The organism is Azospira sp. (assembly GCF_030247495.1).
GTDB classification, from domain to species: Bacteria; Pseudomonadota; Gammaproteobacteria; order Burkholderiales; family Rhodocyclaceae; genus Azospira; species Azospira oryzae.
Genome location: NZ_JAOTRW010000007.1, coordinates 156,449 through 174,985 on the forward strand (window position 1 = coordinate 156,449; position 18,537 = coordinate 174,985).

The following is an 18,537-nucleotide window of genomic DNA, read 5'->3' on the forward strand; positions in this document are numbered from 1 at the left end:
CGGCCGTGCCCCGCTTTTCAGGCTTTGGAGGGCGCCGCCTGCCGCTGCGGCGACGGGCGCTGCTCCCCACCCTGGCCCTGCTCCTGGGGCTGGCCGCGCCTGCTGCCCAGGCCCTGCCGGACTACGCCCAGGTGCGCCGGGAATACCGGGCCTCCGACGCCACCCTGCTGGCCCGGGACGGACAGGTGCTGCAGAGCCTGCGCCTGGACCGCAACGTCCGGCGCCGGGCCTGGACGCCCCTGGCGGAAATCTCCCCGGCCCTGGTGCGGGCCGTCATCGTCTCCGAAGACCGGCGCTTCATGGAGCATGACGGCGTGGACTGGCGCGCCGCCGGCAAGGCCGCCTGGAGCAACTTCTGGGGCAGCCGCACCCGGGGCGCCAGCACCCTGACCATGCAGCTGGCCGGCCTGCTGGAGGAGGACGGGCAGCGCCGGGGCCGCCGCTCCTTCCTCGACAAGCTCGGCCAGTCCATGGCGGCGGGACGCCTGGAGCGCACCTGGAACAAGCGCCAGATCATCGAGGCCTATCTCAACCTGGTGCCCTTCCGGGGCGAACTGCAGGGCGTCGGCGCCATGAGCCCGGAGCTGTTCGGCAAGTGGCCCCACGGCCTGGACGAGCGGGAATCCGCCCTGGCGGCCGCCCTGCTGCGCTCCCCCAATGCCGCCCCCGCCGTGGTGGCCCGCCGGGCCTGCCGCCTGCTGGCGGAAATGGGCCGGGAACAGGAATGCAGCGACGCCCAGGCCTTCGCTGCCTATGTGGACTACGCCCTCAGCGGCGCCCAGCGCACGCGCCAGGCCCCCGCCCCCCAACTGGCGCCCCACCTGGCCCGCAAGCTGCTGGAGCACCCCGGCCAGGCCCTGCGTTCCAGCCTGGACGGGGACCTGCAGCAGTTCGCCAGCCACGCCCTGCGACGCCACCTCCATGCCCTGCGGCACCAGAACGTGGAAGACGGCGCGGTGCTGGTACTCGACAACGCCAGCGGCGAAATCCTGGCCTGGGTCGGCTCCAGCGGCGACCTCTCGGAGGCGGCGGAAGTGGATGGGGTCACCGCCCTGCGCCAGGCCGGCTCCACCCTCAAGCCCTTTCTCTACGCCCTGGCCTTTGAACAGCGGGCCCTAACGCCCGCCTCCCTCATCGAGGATGCGCCTTTGGCCCTGGATACGGGCAACGGCCTCTACGCTCCCCAGAACTACGAGCCCCATTACCAGGGCTGGGTCTCGGTGCGGCGCGCCCTGGCAGGCTCCCTCAACGTGCCGGCGGTGCGCACCCTGGTGCGCCTGGGGCCCGAGCCCTTCCGCCGCAAGCTGCTGCAGGCCGGCCTGGCCAGCCTCAACCAGGATGGCGACTGGTACGGCTACAGCCTGGCCCTGGGCTCGGCGGACATTTCCCTGCTGATGCTGGCCAACGGCTACCGCAGCCTGGCCAACGGCGGCCGCTGGAGCCCCCTGCGGGCCGTACCTGCCGTAACTTCCACCGCTGCCGGCAGCAATGGCAAGGCCCAGCCCATTCCCTGCCGCCGCGAAGGCTGCGCCGGGGTTTTCAGCGACGTGCCCCGCCCGGCCTTCACCGCGGCAGCGGCCTTCCTGGTGGGAGACATCCTGGCCGACCGCAATGCCCGGGCTTCCACCTTCGGCCTGGAATCCTGGCTCGCCACGCCCTACTGGAGCGCGGTCAAGACCGGCACCAGCAAGGACATGCGGGACAACTGGTGCGCCGGCTATTCCCGCCGCTACACCGTGGCGGTGTGGGTGGGCAACGCCGGCGGCAGCCCCATGCACGACGTTTCCGGCATCAGCGGCGCGGCGCCGGTGTGGCGGGAGGTCATGGACTGGCTGCACCGGGGCGATCCGGCCCGGGCCCGGCCACCCCAATCCAGCCGGCCGCCGCCGGCCCCCGCCGGCGTGGTGCGCCAGAGCATCCGCTTCGAGCCGGCCCGGGAACCGGCCCGCCAGGAGTGGTTCCTGGCCGGCACGGAACAGACGCTCATCCGCCAGGCCGGTGGCCAGGCCCTGGGCCGCATCGCCTACCCGGCCGACGGCACCATCCTGGCCCTAGACCCGGACATTCCGCCCAACCTGCAACGCATCGAACTGCGCCTGAGCGGCCCCGCCGCCCCGGGCTGGCACTGGCAACTCGACGGCAAGCGGCTGGCCGCCGCCCAGCCGGCGCCCCGCTGGCTGCCCCAGCCCGGCCGCCACCGCCTGCAGCTGGTGGATGCCCGGCAGCGGGTGATCGACGAGGCCGCCTTCCAAGTCCGGGCCCTGAAAGGGAAAAGCCGGCGCTGACGCTGCCGGGCAGAGGAAGCCCTGGCCCCCATGAAAAGGGGCGAAAAAAAAAGGCCGGTGGTCCCGGCCTTTTTTCATTTCCTGCAAGTTCCGTTCATTCCTTGTACAGCCACTTCACCGGCTCGATATTCACCGTGCCCTTGTCGCAGCCGACCAGGACATGGCCGTCCTGGATGGTGCAGGAGAGGCGCATGGTGCGGTCGGCCAGTTCGGCCAGGGCGCGGCTCTGGGCTTCGGGGATGAACAGCACGGTGAGCTTTTCCTGGCGCTCCACCTTGCTGGCCAGCTGGGACCACCAGATTTCCGCCGCCCGGCCGCCGTAGGCCACGACCAACACCTGGGCAGAACGGGAGAGGCCCTTCTTGATGCGCTTTTCGTCCGGCAGGCCCACTTCGATCCACTGTTCGATGGCTTCGGTGTAGTCCTTGCGCCACAGGTCCGGCTCGTCGTCGTCGGAGAGGCCCTTGCAGAAGGCCAGACGCTCGTCGGCGTTGAGGGCGAAGGCCAGCAGGCGCACCATCATGCGCTCGTCGGTTTCCGACGGGTGCCGTGCCAGGGTCAGGGAATAATCGGCGTAGTGGTGCCGGTCCATGTCGGCGACGCTGAGGTCGGCCTTGAATACGGTGGATTTGAGAGCCATAGGGCGGGCATTTTACCCGCACTTGGGACAACGGCGGGGGCCGTGGGGCCGCTCATGGCGCCTCAGGGCCGCGGCGGCCCAAGTAATGCCGGGTCCTGCAGCCTTGCAGGGCACTGTCCCGGAAGGCAACAGGGACGGGCATGAGCGGCATGCCTGCCCGGAGAATGTCGTCCTTCCTGCCTCCCGGGCCGGCAGCCGTTCAGCCGCCTTTCAGCCCTCGCCCCGGGCCCGCCGCTTGCGCCGCACGTAGACGGTCTTGTGCACCCGGGCCACCACCTGCCCGGCCTCGTCCACCACGTCGATGTGGAACTCGGGCAGGTATTTGTCGCCGCCGGCGGTGCGGGCCACGATCTCCTCCAGGGTGGCGTCGTCCACCTTGAACAGGGCCTTGACCACGCCCTTGCCCGGAGCCACGAAGTCGATCACGGCCCGCTGGTCCCACACCAGGTAGTCCTTGCCCAGGCGCTGCATGAGCAGCAGCATGTACCAGGGATCGGTCATGGCGAAAAGGCTGCCGCCGAAATGGGTGCCGACGTAATTGCGGTTGTACCAGCGCAGGCGCAGTTCCACTTCCGCCTCCCGGTAGTCGGGGGCAATGCGGGGGCTGCGGATGCCGGTGAACAGGAAGGGTGGCCACAGGTTTATGAGGCGGCGGAAGGTGCTGGCTTTCATGAATCTCTCGTCGGGAAAGGGGATGGGCAATGGCAGACCGGGGGCCACTGCGCGCCTGGCGGCATCCGCGGCGGTCAGCTCGGACCCGTGACCACGGAGCGATGAGCAGAAGCCGGAGCCTCCGGCACCGCTCGCGGTCGGCCATCGCTGGTTATTGCGTTAATTCAAACGATCGTTTGATTGCTATTTTCCCCAAGAGTTGCCTGCCCCGGCAAGCCCTTTTTTTCCCCCGACCCATTCTTGCGCCGGGCCGGGAGCCGCGCCCCGCCTGGCGACTGCCGGGGCGGGCGAAAGTCCGCTAATATCCGCCCCCTCGACCGCCATTTCCCGGAGCCCGCCCATGTTCCTCGCCATGAACCGCTTTCGCATCAAGCCGGGCAGCGAAGCCGCCTTCATCGAACACTGGCAGAAGCGGGAAAGCTATCTGGCCGAAGTCCCGGGCTTTCTCGGCTTCCACCTGCTGCAACTGGAACCCCTGGGCGACGACCCGGGCGAATTCACCCTCTTCGCCTCCCACACCATGTGGGCTTCGCAACAGGCTTTCGAGGACTGGACCCAGTCGGAGGCCTTCCGCAAGGCCCACGCCAACGCGGCCCTGACGCCCCGGGAACTCTATGTCGGCCCGCCCCAACTCGAACTTTTCAAGGCTGTAATCTAATGCTCAGCTACCGCCACGCCTTCCACGCCGGCAACCACGCCGACGTCCTCAAGCATCTGGTTCTGCTCCAGCTGCTCGACTACCTGACCCAGAAGGACAAGGCCCTCTACGTCATCGACACCCACGCCGGCGCCGGCGCCTACGACCTGAAGTCGGACTACGCCAAGAAGCTGGCCGAATTCCAGGGCGGCATCGGCCGCCTGTGGGAAGTGCCCCCTGCCGACCTGCCGCCGGCCCTGGCCGACTACGTGGCCCGCATCCGCCAGTTCAACGGCAACGAGGCCAACGGCCCCCTGCGCCTCTACCCCGGCTCCCCCTGGCTGGCCCAGCAGGGCCTGCGGGACATCGACCGGCTGCGCCTGTACGAGCTGCACAGCACCGACGCCCGCCTGCTGGCCGCCAATTTCAAGGATGCCGGCCGCCAGGTCCAGGTCACCTCCGGCGACGGCCTGGCCGGCATGAAGGCCCTGCTGCCGCCCCCGTCGCGCCGGGCCCTGGTGCTGATCGACCCCTCCTACGAGGTCAAGACCGACTACGCCACCATCTACAAATCCCTGCAGGACGCCCTGCAGCGCTTCGCCACCGGCACCTACGCCGTCTGGTATCCCTGTCTCAACCGCCCCGAATCCCGCCAGTTCCCCGACCGCCTGAAGCGCCTGCCGGCCAAGGACTGGCTCCACGTCTCCCTGCACGTGCGCTCGCCGGACGCGGACGGCTTCGGCATGGCCGGCAGCGGCATGTTCATCCTCAACCCGCCATGGACCCTGGCCGCCACCCTGAAGGAAGTGCTGCCCCGGCTGGTGGAACTGCTGGCGGAAGAAGGGGATGCCGGCAAGGGAGCCCACTTCGTCCTGGAGAGCGGCGCCGGCGGCACCCTGGGCGATACGCCGCTACGCCCCGAGCGGGCCCGGCCGACGGTGTTCAACCCCCGGGGCAGCGCCGGTTTTCCGTCTAATACGGCGGGGCGGAAGGCGCCCCGCGCGCCTGCCGCCAGCGCCGGGCAAAAGCCTGGGCGTCCGGCAGGAAAGCCCGGCAATCCGCCGCAAAGCCCGCGTAATCCTGCAGCAACTCCGCGCCCGCCCCGCAAAGGGCCGTCCGGGCGCTCGGGCGCGTAAAGCGCTGGGCCATGCGGTCCAGGGCCAGGGCGATGATCTCCGGCTCCCGGTAGGAGGCCAGCCAGTCGTCGCCCCGCATGCGCGGCAGGATGGCCGCCAGCCGCTGCGGCAGGGCCGGCCCCAGCGCTTCCGCCTGGGCGTAAAGGCCGGCGGAAAACTGCGCCAGCCCCCGGGGCAGATCGCCCGCCGCCAGGGCTGACCACTCGGCCCAGTCCCGGGCCAGGAAGTGGTCGTAGAACAGATCCACCATGATTCCCGCCACCCGGCGCCGTGCCGGGCTGATGCGCTCCCGGCTGCGACAGAAGGCGGGATGGGTTTCGGCAAAGCTGTCCAGGCGCCGGTGCAGTTCCACCCCGGCCAGTACCTCCGCCGGCAGGCCGCCCGGAGCATTGTCCAGAGGCCCCTTGATGAAGTCGCCGAGGAAGCCGCCCAGGCGGTGCTCCGCCACCTCGCCGCCCAGATAGGCGTGGGCCAGGAAGTTCATGGCCGCTCCTGTCGCCGCCCCCGGACGCCCGCCCGGCTCACTCCAGCTCCGTGTATTTGCGCGAGGAGCCCCGGGCCTTCTCCACCGGATACTTGGCCGCGTTCTTGCCGATCTTGGCCAGGGCCGCCGCCGGCAGGTCGATGCCCGCCTCCGCCGTCAGCAGCAGCAGATACAGCAGCACGTCGGCGCATTCGTCGGCCAGGGCCTCCCGCCCCGCCGGGTCCGCCACCAGGGCGGCCATGTCGGCGTCGCTCTTCCACTGGGTCAGCTCCAGCAGTTCGGCCGCCTCCAGGTTGAGGGAGACGATGAGGTGACGCAGGCTGTGGAACTGCTTCCAGTCCCGCTCGTCACGGAAGACCAGGATGGCCTCGGTCAGCCGCTGCAGATCGGACGGGGAGCGGGCTTCAGGGTCGGCAGGGACGGGCATTTCTGCTAAGGTCATGGGCTTTTCAATGTTGGACGGGGCGGACCGTGATTATGCCCCGACGCACCGGACCATGACCGACTCTGCCCCCTCTTCTGCCCCCACTGCCGCCTCCTCTGTCTCTGCCGCACCCGCCCTCTCCCCCCGCGTCGCCGCCTACCAGCCCACGCCCGACTTCCCTTTCGCCGACCTGCAGCCCGTCGCCGTGTGGCGCCATTTCGCCGCCCTCTGCGCCATTCCGCGCCAGTCCAAGCACGAAGCCGCCCTGCGCGACCACCTGGCGGCCTGGGCTGAGGGCCGGGGCCTGGCCAGCGAGCAGGACGGCGTCGGCAACCTGGTGATCCGCAAGCCCGGCAGCCCGGGCCGGGAACAGGAGGCCGGCGTCATCCTGCAGGGCCACCTGGACATGGTCTGCCAGCAGAACAGCGGCACCGGCCACGATTTCCAGCAGGACCCCATCCGCCCCGTACTGAAGGACGGCTGGCTGCTGGCGGAGAACACCACCCTGGGCGCCGACAACGGCATCGGCGTGGCCCTGGCCCTGGCCGCCCTGGAAGCCGACGGCCTCTCCCATCCGCCCCTGGAAGTGCTGCTCACGGTGGACGAGGAAGCGGGCATGGGCGGCGCCCTGGGCCTGGCCCCGGGCCTGCTGCGGGGCCGCTACCTGATCAACATCGACACCGAGGAATGGGGCCACCTGTACCTGGGCTGCGCCGGCGGCATGGACGTCAATGTGACCTATCCCTACAGCAGCGAGCCGGCCCCGGCGGGCTGGACGGTGGCCAAAATCTCCCTCACCGGCCTCAGCGGCGGCCACTCGGGCATCGACATCCACAAGGAGCGGGGCAACGCCATCAAGCTGCTGGTGCGCCTGCTAGGGGAACTGGGCCAGCAACTCGGCGCCGAGGCCTGGCGCCTGCTGCAGCTGGAAGGGGGCACCGCCCGCAACGCCCTGCCGCGGGAGGCCTTCGCCACCGTGATCCTGGACCCGGCCTGCCTGGCCGAGATCGAGGCGACCCTGGCTACGGGCGCCCAGGCCCTTGCCCGGGAGCTGAAGGGGGTTGAAAACGGCCTATCCGTGCGCCTCTCCGAGCTGCCCTCCCTGGCCGGTCCGGCCATGGCCCCCGCCGCCCAGCGCCAGCTGCTGGCCGCCCTCAACGCGGCGCCCCACGGCGTTGCCCGCATGAGCCAGAGCGTGCCCGGCATCGTCGAAACCTCCAACAACCTGGGGGTGCTCAGCGTCGCCAACGGCCAGGCCCGGGCCAACTTCATGGTGCGCTCCCTGGTGGATTCCGCCGCCCAGGCCCATGCCCGGCGCATCGCCGACCTCTTCGGCCTGATCGGCGCCGACTCCCAGCTCACCGACGGCTACTCCGGCTGGAAGCCCAACCCGGATTCGCCCCTGCTGGCCCTGGCCCAGCAGGTCTATGCCGCACAGTTCGGCGGCAGCGCCCAGGTGGAGGTGATCCACGCCGGCCTGGAGTGCGGCATCATCGGTGCCAAGTACCCGGGCCTGGACATGCTCTCCTTCGGCCCCACCATCCACGGCGCCCACGCTCCCGGCGAGCGGGTCGAGGTGGAAACGGTGGGCAGGAGCTGGCAGTTCCTGGTGGCCCTGCTGGCCGCCCTGCCCCGGGTCTGACAAACCCTTTGCCACAGAGGGCACAGAGAACACAGAGGCAGGCAAAAGCCAAACCGTCTCAGCCGGAAGGCGGGCAGCTACGACTGCCCCTCTCTGTGTTCTCTGTGCCCTCTGTGGCTAAAAAATAGAACCTCCAGGAGCCCCCCATGCCCATCTACAAGATCGACCAGAAGACGCCCCAGATCGCCGCGAGCGCCTGGGTCGCCCCCAACGCCACGGTGATCGGCGACGCCCGCCTGGGCGACAACGTCTCCATCTGGTGGAACGCCGTGCTGCGGGGCGACAACGACCCCATCCACATCGGCGCCAACAGCAACATCCAGGACGGCTCTGTGCTGCACACGGACGAAGGCGTGCCCATGCACATCGGCGCCAACGTCACCGTGGGCCACATGGTCATGCTGCACGGCTGCACCGTGGGCGACAATTCCCTGATCGGCATCGGCAGCGTCATCCTCAACCGGGCGGTGATCGGCAAGCACAGCATCGTCGGCGCCAATACCCTGATCCCGGAAGGCAAGGTCTTCCCCGACGGGGTGCTGATCGTCGGCTCCCCCGGCAAGGTGGTGCGGGAGCTGAGCGAGGAGGAAAAGGCCCGGCTGCAAAAGAGCGCCGACCATTACGTGGACAACGCCCGCCGCTACGCCAGCCGGCTGGTGGAGCTGTAGGCCTGGCGGGCTGCGCCAGGCAGCGGCAGAAGGCCGGGAGCGACCCCGGCCTTTTTTACGTCCGTAGAACCACTTAAGTCTTTATTCCTACTACTTTTTTCGTATGTCGCCACCATAGTCTTTTCCCCATAATGGCCTGGAAAATAACCAGAACCAAGGCTGCCACAGCCTGGAGACAAGACCATGACGGCACATCCCCAGCCGCCGCCCCGGCTCTCCCGGGGGCAAGCCCTGCTGTTGCACCCGGCCAGCCCCTGGGCGGTCCTGACCATTGCCCTGGCCCTGAGCCTGTGGTTCTGGCGCACGTCCGTCGCCACCAACGACCGCATCACTGAGGAACGCTTCCAGCGCTACGTGGCCGAGGCCAGCCAGCGCATCACCCTGCGCATGCAGGAGCACGAGCAGATTCTGCGGGGCGCCGTCGGCCTGATCCTGTCCTCGGATGACGTCACCCGGCAGGAATGGCGGGACTTCTTCCAGGCCCTCAACCTGAAGGAACACTACCCGGGCATCCTGGCCCTGGGCTATACCGTCATGCTCAAGGCGGAAGAGCGGGCGGCCTACGAAAAACAGGTGCGCCAGGAAGGCTTTCCCGACTTTGCCATCAGCCCCCGGGGCGACCGTCCCGTCTACAGCAGCATCCACCTGATCGAGCCCTTCTCCGAGCGCAACCAGCGGGCCTTCGGCTACGACATGTATTCGGACCCGACCCGCCGCGCCGCCATGGAACTGGCCCGGGACCGCAACAGTGCCGCCCTCACCAGCCGGGTCACCCTGGTGCAGGAGGACGGCCACGACATCCAGGCCGGCACCGTGCTCTACATGCCGGTCTATCGCCCCGGCCGGCCCCTGGAAACCACCGCCCAGCGCCGCCAGGCCCTGCTCGGCTTCGTCTACAGCCCTTTCCGCATGGGCGACCTGATGACCGACATCCTGGGCCACTGGGGCCGGGAACTGGACTTCGAGATTTACGACGGCGCCCCCTTCAGCGAAGCCAACCGCCTCTACGCCACCCGTAGCGGCATCACCGACAGCAGCGGCATCCGCCGCACCCAGGTGACCCTGGCCCTGCCCATGCGCGAATGGACCCTGCGCTTCCAGAGCACCCCGGCCTTCGAGGCGGAACTGGAGCAGCATTCCCCCCTCATCATCCTGGCCACCGGCGGCACCATCAGCCTGCTGCTGCTGCAACTGCTGCGCAGCCTGGCCCGGGAAGTGCGGCAACAGCAGGGCAACCAGGCCGCCCTGGCCCAGGAGCACCGGCGCCTGGCCAGCATCGCCCGCCTGCGCGATGCCTACATCCGGGGCCACGACGGCCACACCATCTTCGCCCTGGTGCTGACGGAAATCCTCGATCTCTCCAACAGCCAGTTCGGCTACATCACCGAACTGAGCTACCGCCCCGACGGCGAGCCGGTGCAGCGCTTCCTCGCCCTCTCCGACATTGCCTGGGACGAGGCCAGCCGCCAGCAGTACGCCGGGGCGGCGGCGGGCCGCATGCAGTTCGTCGGCCTCAACGGTCTCTACGCCGCCGCCATCGACAGCGGCGCGGCGGTCATCGCCAACGATCCGGCACATCATCTCCGGCACAACGACCGCATCCCGGCCGGACATCCGCCCATGCAGGCCTTCCTCGGCCTGCCCATTTTCCGCGACAGCCGCATCGTCGGCAGCGTCGGCCTGGCCAACCGGCCCGGCGGCTACGACCAGGCCCTGGCCGACTACCTGCAGCCGGTGGTGGACAGCTGCTCCCAGCTGATCGACGCCCTCAAGGACCAGCAGGCCCTGCAGGAAAGCGAGAACCAGCTGCGCCAGCTATGCAATTCCCTGCAGCAGCTGATCTGGACGGCGACGCCGGACACCCGTTGTGACTTTCTCAGCCGCCAGTGGGAGGAATACACCGGCAGGCCGGCAAGCGGGCAGCTGGGCCGGGCCTGGATGGCCCAGATCCACCCGGAGGACCAGGGCCGCCTCAACGCCGCCTGGGAAAGCTGCATCGCCCGGGGCGAGAACCTGCGCATCGACCTGCGCATCCGCCGCCACGACGGCCAGTACCGCTGGTTCGACACCCGGGCCTCGGCCCTCAAGGACAGGGAGGGCAAGCTGATCCGCTGGATCGGCAGCAACACGGACGTGCAGGTGGAGCGGGAAATGATGGCGGCCCTCAGCGAAGCCCGCCGCATCATTTCCCAGGGCCAGCGCCTGGGCCACTTCGCCAGCTGGGCGGCGGACCTCAAGCAGGGCCGCTGGTTCATCCCCGACTTCACCCCCATCGTGGACTGGCCGCCGGGCGAGTACAACTGCGCCCAGCTGCTGCAGCTGGCCCACGCCGAAGACGTGGCGAACCTGCAGCAGGCCTGGCGCGAGGCCGAGGCCGGCACGACCCCCTTCGACATCAAGTGCCGCATCCGGCACCGGGGCGAGCTGCGCTGGGTCCATCTCACGGCGGAATTCGAACGCACCCCGGAGGGCAAGGCCGAGCGCGCCGCCGGCGTGGCCCGGGACATCACCCGGGAAGTGGCGGCGGAAGAACAGATCCGCCAGTTCAACGACAGCCTGGAACGACGGGTGAAGGAGCGCACCGCCGAGCTGGCGGCGGCCAACCACGAGCTGGAAGGCTTCGCCTACGCCGTCTCCCACGACCTGCGGGCGCCCCTGCGGGCCATCACCGGCTTCAGCCAGGCCCTGCTGGAGGACTACGGCGACAAGCTGGAAGGCGAGGCCAGGGAATTCCTCGACGAGATCATCCGCGGCGGCCGCCACCTGGGAGAACTGATCGACGGCCTGCTCACCCTCTCCCGCTGCACCCGGGGCGAACTGCGCCGGGAGCCGGTGGACATCTCCGCCCTGGCCGAGGCCATGGCCCGGGAAATCCGCAGCCACCAGCGGGGCGCCCATTTCACCCTGGAGGTTGAACCCGGCATCCAGGTCCACGGCGATCCCGCCATGCTGGAAGTGGTGATGCGCAACCTCATGGAAAACGCCTGGAAGTATTCGGCCCACCAGAAGGCGCCCCACATCCGCGTCTACGCCGACAGCATCACCGCAGACACCGTCGCCTGGTGCGTCGCCGACAACGGCGCCGGCTTCGACATGAACTACGCCAACAAGCTGTTCAAGCCCTTCCAGCGCCTGCACCGGCAGAGCGAATTTGCCGGCACCGGCATCGGCCTGGCCACGGTGCAACGCATCATCCACCGCCACGGCGGCGACATCACGGCCTCCTCGGCGGTGAACCAGGGCGCCGTCTTCCGCATCACCCTGCCCACTTGAAAGGACCCGAACCATGGACAAGAACATTCTGCTGGTGGAAGACAACGACCAGGACGAAAAGCTGATCCTGCGGGCCCTGCGCAAGGTGAACCTGGCCAACCAGGTGGACGTGGCCCGGGACGGCCAGCAGGCCCTGGACTACCTCTTCGCCGAAGGCGAGTTTTCCGGACGGGCCGGCCAGCCCCTGCCCACCGTGGTGCTGCTGGACATCAACCTGCCCCGCATCAGCGGCCTGGACGTGCTCAAGCGCCTGCGCGCCGATTCCCGCACCCACCTGCTGCCGGTGGTGATGCTGACCTCCTCCGACGAGGAGCAGGACCGCCTCGCCTCCTACGAGGACGGCGCCAACAGCTTCGTGCGCAAACCCCTGGATTTCGGCGAATTCGCCGAAACCGTGGCCCGCATGGGGGTGTACTGGCTGGCCACCAACATACCGCCGAAGAACTGAGAGGAGGCCGCGCCATGCTCTCGCCGCTGCACATCCTGGTCATCGAGGACATGGCCAGCGATTACCTGCTCCTGGCCCGCAGCCTCAGCCACGGGGAGATCCCGGTGGAAACCCGGCACGTCGGCAACGTGGACGAGCTCAACGAGGCCCTGGAGGCCCGCCACTGGGATGTGGTGCTGTGCGACTACTCCATTCCCGGCCTCTCCTTCGAAGACGCCTTCCACCTGATCCGCCGGCGCCAGCCGGAGGTGCCGGTGATCGTCGTCTCCGGCTCCCTCATGGACGAGGACGCGGTGGACCTGCTCAGACTGGGCGCCTCCGACTTCGTCCTCAAGGACCGGCTGGCCCGGCTCATGCCCGCCATCTGCCGCAGCATCGAGGAAAGCGAGGAAAAGCAGCGGCGCCAGCGCATCGAGCGGGAGCTGGAGATCGTCTGGGAACGGCTCGACCTGGCCCTCACCGCCACCAACGACGGCCTCTGGGACTGGGACCTGAGCAGCAACGCCCTCTACCTCTCGCCCCGCTGGTTCACCATGCTCGGCTACGGCGAAAACGAATATCCCTGCAGCCTGGAAACCTGGCGCCAGTTCATCCACCCGGACGACCTGACCCGGGCCATGGCCATCCTCAGCGACGCCACCGGCGCCACCGGTCGGGAGCGTATCGAGCAGGTCCTGCGCATGCGCAGCAAGGACGGCACCTGGCACGACGTGCTCTGCCGCGCCATGGCCATCCGCAACGATGGCCAGGTACGCCGCATCATCGGCACCAACACCGACGTCACCGCCATCAGCCAGGCCCAGCACCAGTCCCTGCAGACGGAAGCCCGCTACAAGGCCCTGGTGGAAGCCTCGGCCCAGATCGTGTGGAGCTGCAACGCCCGGGGCGAAATCTTCGAGGACTCCCCCTCCTGGCAGGCCTACACCGGCAGCAGCATGGCCGACGGCGATCTGCGCCTGGCCTCCATCCACCCGGAAGACAAGGAGGAACTGGCCCGGCGCTGGCGCCAGGCCCTGAGCCAGAACTCCATCCTGGAGATGGACCACCGCCTGCGCCACCATTCCGGCCAGTGGCGCTGGACCCACTGCCGCGCCGTGCCCCTGCGCCTGGCCAACGGCCGCATCGGCGCCTGGGTGGGGATGAACATCGACATCCACGACAAGAAGCTGGCCGAGCTCAACCAGCAACGTTACGAGCAGCTGGTACTCAACGCCGGCGACGGCCTGGCCATCTACGACCGGGACCTGCGGGTGTGCCTGTGCAACCGGGAATTCGCCGAATTCCTCGGCCACACGCCGGAGAGCATCCGCGGCCTGGCCCTGCAGGAGCTGCTGCCGGCGGACCGCTTCGAAAAAGCCCTGCCCCACCTGCAGGCGGCGCTGCAAGGCCAGTCGGTGCGCTTCCAGCTGTCGGTGGACAGGCCCGGCCGGGGCACCTATCACATCAGCCTGCGCTACCAGCCCCTGCTGCAGAACGGCCAGATCGACGGCATCGTCGCCAGCCTCACCGACGTCAGCGAGCTGAAACAGGCCGAGCAGGCCCTGCGCCAGACCCAGGTGGAACTGGAGCAACACCGGGACAAGCTGGAACAGCTGGTGGAATCCCGCTCCGCCGAACTGCGGGCCAGCGAGGCCCGCCTGCGCCTGGCCATCGCCGCCGCCGGCCTGGGGGCCTGGGAATACGACCCGGAGCTGGAATGCCATCTGCCGGCCCTCAGCGGCAACACCCTGTTCGACCTGCACCAGGGCAGCTTCGCCGAATTCCTCCAGGCCATCCACCCGGAGGACCGGGAAGCCATGGCCCAGGCCATGGGCCAGGCCCTCCACACCGAAGGGCGCCATCTCTTCGAATACCGGGTGCTGCAGCAGGGCACCTGCCGCTGGGTGGCGGACACCTTCGACGTGCAGCGCCGCCAGGGCCGCCTGCAGGTGGTGGGCACCCTGCAGGACATCACCGAGCGACGCCAGGCCGACGCCACCCGGGAAGCGGCGCGGGAGGCGGCGGAGCAGCTGGCCCGCATCAAGAGCGAGTTCCTCGCCAACATGAGCCACGAGATCCGCACCCCGCTCAATGCCATCCTCGGCTTCGCCCAGCTGGGCCAGCGGGAGACGCCGGAATCCCGCGCCAGGATTGGCTTCCAGCGCATCCATGACGCCGGTCAGCACCTTCTGGGCATCATCAACGACATCCTGGACTTCTCCAAGATCGAAGCCGGCAAGATGAAGCTGGAAATGCAGCCCACCAATCCCTGCGAGGTGGTGGACCACGTGGTCAAGCTGATGGCCGCCTCGGTTTTCCAGAAGGGCCTGGAACTGCGGGTGGAGGAAAGCGACAACCTGCCCGCCGCCTTCGACGGCGACTCCCTGCGCCTGGCCCAGGTGCTGCTCAACCTGCTGGGCAACGCCCTCAAGTTCACCGACCAGGGCAGCATCACCCTGCGCGAGGAACGGGACTGCCAGGATCTCATCTACAGCATCCGCGACACCGGCATCGGCATGAACCGGGAGCAGCTGGGGCGCCTCTTCCACGCCTTCGAGCAGGGCCACGGCGGCGCCTCCCGGCGCTTCGGCGGCACCGGCCTGGGGCTCACCATCACCAAGCGCCTGGTGGAGATGATGGGCGGCAGCATCGAGGTGGAATCCACCCCGGGCCAGGGCACCTGCTTCTCCATCCGCATCCCCATGCACAACGTGGTCGAGGCCCAGCCCTCCCCGCCCCTGCAGGTCGGCCTGCTCGGCTTCGAGCAGGAGGACCGGCGCCAGCTGGCCGCCACCCTGGCGGCCTACGGCATTTCCACCGCCATCATCGGCGGCGACGCGGCCACCACCCCCAGCGGCCTGGCCCTGGTCGTCGCCGACGTCAAGGTGGAGCCCGCCCTCCTCGGCCGCCTGCTGCAACGGGGCGAACGGGTGGCCGTGCTGCACCAGCCCGGCTGCCTGCCCCCGCCCAGCCCCCTGGCGCCGGAGCTGCAATACCTGGAGCGGCCCCTGCGCGCCTGCCATGTGGAATCCCTGGCCCTGGGCCAGTGCGCCGCCGGCACCACGGCGGCGGACCCCCAGCGCCGCCTGGGCGGCATCGCCATCCTCATCGCCGAGGACAACCAGGCCAACCGGCTGGTGCTGCGGGAACTGCTGGAATCGGAAGGGGCCAGCATCGTCTGCGTCGAAAACGGCCTGGAGGCGGTGGAAACCCTGCAACGACGCGGCCCCCAGGATTTCCAGCTGTTCCTCACCGACGTCCAGATGCCGGTCATGGACGGCTACACCGCGGCCCGGGAAGTGAGCCGCCAGTACCCGGAACTGCCCATCATCGGCGTCACCGCCAACGTCACCCTGGAAGACCGGCAGAACTGCCTCAACGCCGGCATGGTGGACCACGTGGGCAAGCCCTACCAGCTCGACGCCCTGGTGGAGGCCATCCTGCGGGTGGTGCGCAGCGACGCCCGGCCCTCGCCCCTGTGGCAGGCCCCGCCCAACCCGCTGCCGGTGCAGGCGGCGCCGGCGCCGGCAGCCCCGGCCCAGGCCGACTCCGGCGAACTGGACTGGCCCCAGCTGCGCAGCCGCCTGGGGGTCAAGCCCGGGCTGATGGAACGCTTCCTGCGCCTGTTCCTGGAAAGCAACGGCCGCCTGCCCGACGAACTGCGGGACCTGGCCTGCAACCCGGACCTGGAACGGCTGCGCCGCCTCGGCCATGCCCTCTACGGCTCCGCCGCCAACCTGGCCGCCGTACCCACCGCCACCCTGGCCCGCCGCCTGGAATACGCCGCCGCCACCGGCGAGCCGGAAAGCACGGTCCTGGCCGGCGAGCTGGCGGACCAGCTGGAGCGGCTGTTCGCCACCATCCACCAGTATCTGGACCAGTTGCAGGAGAACGCGCCATGACCTCCCGGCCCATCCTCGTCATCGCCGACGACCAGGCGGAAAACCTCCTGCTGCTGGAGGCCATGCTCCAGGAAGACTACGAAGTGCGCACCTTCCCCGACGGCACCGACGTCCAGCTCTACCTGAAGCAGGGCGGCCGGGCCGACATTTTCCTGCTCGACATCGTCATGCCCCACCTGGACGGTTTTTCCCTCTGCCGCCAGATCAAGGCCAATGCGACCACCCGGGAACTGCCGGTGATCTTCATCACCGCCCTCGACAGCCCGGACGTGGAAGCCCGGGGCCTGGCCCTGGGCGCGGTGGACTTTATCCACAAGCCCTTCTCCATGCCCGGCATCAAGGCCCGCCTGCGCACCCACCTGCAGCTGGCCGCCACCAGCCGCCAGCTGCGGGAGCAGAACGAAAACCTGGAAGCCCTGGTGGCCCAGCGCACCCGGGAATACATGGAGCAGACCCGGGAACTGCTGCAGCGCAAGCAGCAGGTCATTTCCGGCCAGGAGGCCACCATCCGCGCCTTCTGCTCCCTGGCCGAAGCCCGGGACAACGAGACCGGCAACCACATCCGCCGCACCCAGAACTACGTGCGCATCCTGGGCCTGGAACTGCAGGACCACCCGGACTTCCGCCACCACCTGGACGACCAGGTGGTGACCCTGCTCTACAAGTCGGCCCCCCTGCACGACATCGGCAAGGTGGGCATCCCCGACCGCATCCTGCTCAAGCCGGGCAAGCTGGACGCCGCCGAGTGGGAAATCATGCGCGAGCACTGCCGCATCGGCCGCGACGCCATTTCCCAGGTGGCCAAGGAAGTGGGGGAAGACAACGACTTCCTGCGCTACGGCATGGAGATCGCCTACGGCCACCACGAGCACTGGGACGGCGGCGGCTACCCCCAGGCCATCAGGGGCGAGGACATTCCCGTCTCGGCCCGCCTGATGGCCGTGGCCGACGTCTACGACGCCCTCATTTCCCGGCGCGTCTACAAGCCGCCCATGCCCCACGACGAAGCCCTGGCCTACATCGTCGGCCAGGCCGGCAGGCATTTCGACCCCACCGTGGTGGCCGCCATGCAGGCCCAGGAGCGGGCCTTCGTGCGCACCGCCACCGAATTTAGCGACTGAACCAATTCACATCAGCAATCAGTAATCTGCGGGAGGAACCATGAAGATTTTCATCGTCGACGACGACCCCCTGGCCCGGCTGGTCACCACCAACAGCCTGGAAGAACAGGGCTTCACCATGATCGAGCTGGAGGACGGCCAGGCCTGCCTGGGCCGGGTGGAGGAGCAGCCCGACATCATCATCCTCGACGTGGAAATGGACGGCCTCGACGGCATCGCCACCTGCCGCGCCCTGCGCCAGGACGGCCACGAACGGCCCCACGTGCTGTTCATCTCCAGCCACGACGACATGGAGACCCGGCTGGCGGCCTACGACGCGGGCGGCAACGACTTCCTGGTCAAGCCCTTCATGCCCGACGAGCTGACGCGCAAGATCCGCCAGGCCATCGGCCAGCTGGAACTGCGCGACTCCCTCGCCTCCCGGGCCGACATGGCCCAGACCGTGGCCTTCTCCGCCATGTCCTCCATGGGCGAGATGGGCGCCGTGCTCGAATTCATGCGCAAGTCCTTCCTTGCCCTCAGCCCCCGGGAACTGGCCCAGGAAATTTTCAACACCCTGGGCGGCTACGGCCTCCAGGGCGCCGTGGAAATCCGCAGCCCCGACCACGCCCCCCTGCACTTCAGCAGCCAGGGCTCGGTAGCCCCCCTGGAAAGCGCCATTCTCGAATACGCCCGCAACCTGCCGCGCATCGTCCAGTCCGCAGAACGCATGGTCATCAACTACCCCCTGGTGACCCTGCTCATTCCCCAACTGCCCCAGGACGACCCGGACCGGGTCGGCCGCCTGCGGGACCACCTGGCCATCGTCGCCGAAGCCGCCGAAGCCCGGCTGCAGGCCCTGGGCACGGAAAACCTGCGCCTGGCCCAGGCCGAAGCCATCGTCCAGGCCGTCACCCAGCTCAGCGTCACCCTGGAAGAGATCGAAAAACGGCAGCAGGAACAGCGCCTGCAAGCCCAGGCCGCCCTGATCGCCCACCTGCACGAAATGGAAGACGCCTTCGTCCGCCTGGGCCTCAGCAGCGAACAGGAACACTCCCTGATCCGCATGGCCCGCGCCGCCATGGAAGACCAAAGCGCCTCCCAGGCCGGCCAGGAGACGCTGGAAATCAGGTTGAGGGAAGTGGTGCGGGCGTTGAACCGGGCTATTCAGGGGAAGGCGGTGAGGCAGTGAGGGGGAATGAATGTTTGTCGGCCGAACGGAAACGACGGCTGCTCGCAAAAATTGG

The 18,537-nt window shown here is 68.9% G+C and carries 13 protein-coding genes and 1 pseudogene; 10 read left to right on the forward strand and 4 right to left on the reverse strand.

Annotated elements, in window-relative coordinates; translation table 11 throughout:
* Window positions 1–5: 5 nt before the first annotated feature.
* Complete coding sequence (gene pbpC, locus OEL49_RS11995) at window positions 6–2,285, forward strand: penicillin-binding protein 1C (protein WP_287874811.1); 2,280 nt, start codon at window positions 6–8, stop codon at window positions 2,283–2,285.
* Window positions 2,286–2,379: 94 nt separating this feature from the next.
* Here pbpC and OEL49_RS12000 read toward each other — a convergent pair whose 3' ends face one another.
* Both OEL49_RS12000 and OEL49_RS12005 read right to left on the reverse strand, forming a co-directional pair.
* Window positions 2,380–2,925: a YaeQ family protein gene (locus OEL49_RS12000; RefSeq protein ID WP_287874813.1), complete on the reverse strand. Its 546-nt coding sequence runs from the start codon at window positions 2,923–2,925 to the stop codon at window positions 2,380–2,382.
* Window positions 2,926–3,135: 210 nt separating this feature from the next.
* On the reverse strand, window positions 3,136–3,597 hold the full coding sequence (locus OEL49_RS12005) for a DUF4442 domain-containing protein (protein ID WP_014237800.1): 462 nt from the start codon (window positions 3,595–3,597) through the stop codon (window positions 3,136–3,138).
* A gap of 340 nt (window positions 3,598–3,937) precedes the next feature.
* Here OEL49_RS12005 and OEL49_RS12010 point away from each other — a divergent pair, with 340 nt between their 5' ends.
* Together OEL49_RS12010 and OEL49_RS12015 are read left to right on the forward strand one after the other, a co-directional pair.
* Window positions 3,938–4,255: an antibiotic biosynthesis monooxygenase family protein gene (locus OEL49_RS12010; RefSeq protein WP_014237801.1), complete on the forward strand. Its 318-nt coding sequence runs from the start codon at window positions 3,938–3,940 to the stop codon at window positions 4,253–4,255.
* A pseudogene (locus tag OEL49_RS12015) lies at window positions 4,255–5,067 on the forward strand (23S rRNA (adenine(2030)-N(6))-methyltransferase RlmJ); the annotation flags it as partial. The gene OEL49_RS12010 and the pseudogene OEL49_RS12015, both read left to right, overlap by 1 nt.
* 139 nt (window positions 5,068–5,206) lie before the next feature.
* On the opposite strand, the gene OEL49_RS12020 reads toward OEL49_RS12015, so the two are convergent.
* The gene (locus OEL49_RS12020) at window positions 5,207–5,854 is read right to left on the reverse strand and encodes an ACP phosphodiesterase (RefSeq protein ID WP_205230409.1); all 648 of its coding nucleotides are present in this window, start codon (window positions 5,852–5,854) and stop codon (window positions 5,207–5,209) included.
* Between the two features lie 37 nt (window positions 5,855–5,891).
* Window positions 5,892–6,296 carry a nucleotide pyrophosphohydrolase gene (locus tag OEL49_RS12025; RefSeq protein WP_205230410.1) on the reverse strand — a complete coding sequence of 135 codons (405 nt, stop codon included), beginning with the start codon at window positions 6,294–6,296 and terminating at the stop codon, window positions 5,892–5,894.
* A gap of 55 nt (window positions 6,297–6,351) precedes the next feature.
* Here OEL49_RS12025 and OEL49_RS12030 point away from each other — a divergent pair, with 55 nt between their 5' ends.
* From OEL49_RS12030 to OEL49_RS12060, 7 genes are all read left to right on the forward strand, one after another.
* Window positions 6,352–7,920 (forward strand): aminoacyl-histidine dipeptidase, encoded by a 1,569-nt coding sequence (locus OEL49_RS12030; RefSeq protein WP_287874818.1) that lies wholly within the window; start codon window positions 6,352–6,354, stop codon window positions 7,918–7,920.
* A gap of 146 nt (window positions 7,921–8,066) precedes the next feature.
* Entirely contained in the window at window positions 8,067–8,588 is a 522-nt protein-coding gene (locus tag OEL49_RS12035) for a gamma carbonic anhydrase family protein (RefSeq protein WP_014237805.1), read from the forward strand.
* 183 nt (window positions 8,589–8,771) lie between these two features.
* Window positions 8,772–11,861, forward strand: coding sequence for a CHASE domain-containing protein (locus tag OEL49_RS12040; RefSeq protein ID WP_287874821.1), 3,090 nt, complete (start codon window positions 8,772–8,774; stop codon window positions 11,859–11,861).
* Window positions 11,862–11,874: 13 nt separating this feature from the next.
* A complete protein-coding gene (locus tag OEL49_RS12045) occupies window positions 11,875–12,309 on the forward strand; it encodes a response regulator (protein WP_014237807.1) in 435 nt (144 codons plus the stop codon).
* 14 nt (window positions 12,310–12,323) lie between these two features.
* Entirely contained in the window at window positions 12,324–16,190 is a 3,867-nt protein-coding gene (locus tag OEL49_RS12050; protein WP_287874824.1) for a PAS domain-containing protein, read from the forward strand.
* On the forward strand, window positions 16,187–17,311 hold the full coding sequence (locus OEL49_RS12055; protein WP_287874826.1) for an HD domain-containing phosphohydrolase: 1,125 nt from the start codon (window positions 16,187–16,189) through the stop codon (window positions 17,309–17,311). The genes OEL49_RS12050 and OEL49_RS12055 overlap by 4 nt, the downstream gene beginning before the upstream one ends.
* A gap of 40 nt (window positions 17,312–17,351) precedes the next feature.
* Complete coding sequence (locus OEL49_RS12060; RefSeq protein ID WP_014237810.1) at window positions 17,352–18,482, forward strand: response regulator; 1,131 nt, start codon at window positions 17,352–17,354, stop codon at window positions 18,480–18,482.
* Window positions 18,483–18,537: the final 55 nt, after the last annotated feature.

What these genes read in the sequence shown, in the direction of transcription:
- OEL49_RS12030 (WP_287874818.1), top strand. Translation starts at nt 6,352, where the DNA reads ATGACCGACTCTGCCCCCTCTTCTGCCCCCACTGCCGCCTCCTCTGTC.
- OEL49_RS12055 (WP_287874826.1), top strand. Translation starts at nt 16,187, where the DNA reads ATGACCTCCCGGCCCATCCTCGTCATCGCCGACGACCAGGCGGAAAAC.
- OEL49_RS12045 (WP_014237807.1), top strand. Translation starts at nt 11,875, where the DNA reads ATGGACAAGAACATTCTGCTGGTGGAAGACAACGACCAGGACGAAAAG.
- OEL49_RS12020 (WP_205230409.1), bottom strand. Translation starts at nt 5,854, where the DNA reads ATGAACTTCCTGGCCCACGCCTATCTGGGCGGCGAGGTGGCGGAGCAC.
- OEL49_RS12010 (WP_014237801.1), top strand. Translation starts at nt 3,938, where the DNA reads ATGTTCCTCGCCATGAACCGCTTTCGCATCAAGCCGGGCAGCGAAGCC.
- OEL49_RS12050 (WP_287874824.1), top strand. Translation starts at nt 12,324, where the DNA reads ATGCTCTCGCCGCTGCACATCCTGGTCATCGAGGACATGGCCAGCGAT.
- OEL49_RS12060 (WP_014237810.1), top strand. Translation starts at nt 17,352, where the DNA reads ATGAAGATTTTCATCGTCGACGACGACCCCCTGGCCCGGCTGGTCACC.
- OEL49_RS12025 (WP_205230410.1), bottom strand. Translation starts at nt 6,296, where the DNA reads ATGACCTTAGCAGAAATGCCCGTCCCTGCCGACCCTGAAGCCCGCTCC.
- OEL49_RS12040 (WP_287874821.1), top strand. Translation starts at nt 8,772, where the DNA reads ATGACGGCACATCCCCAGCCGCCGCCCCGGCTCTCCCGGGGGCAAGCC.
- OEL49_RS12005 (WP_014237800.1), bottom strand. Translation starts at nt 3,597, where the DNA reads ATGAAAGCCAGCACCTTCCGCCGCCTCATAAACCTGTGGCCACCCTTC.
- OEL49_RS12035 (WP_014237805.1), top strand. Translation starts at nt 8,067, where the DNA reads ATGCCCATCTACAAGATCGACCAGAAGACGCCCCAGATCGCCGCGAGC.
- OEL49_RS12000 (WP_287874813.1), bottom strand. Translation starts at nt 2,925, where the DNA reads ATGGCTCTCAAATCCACCGTATTCAAGGCCGACCTCAGCGTCGCCGAC.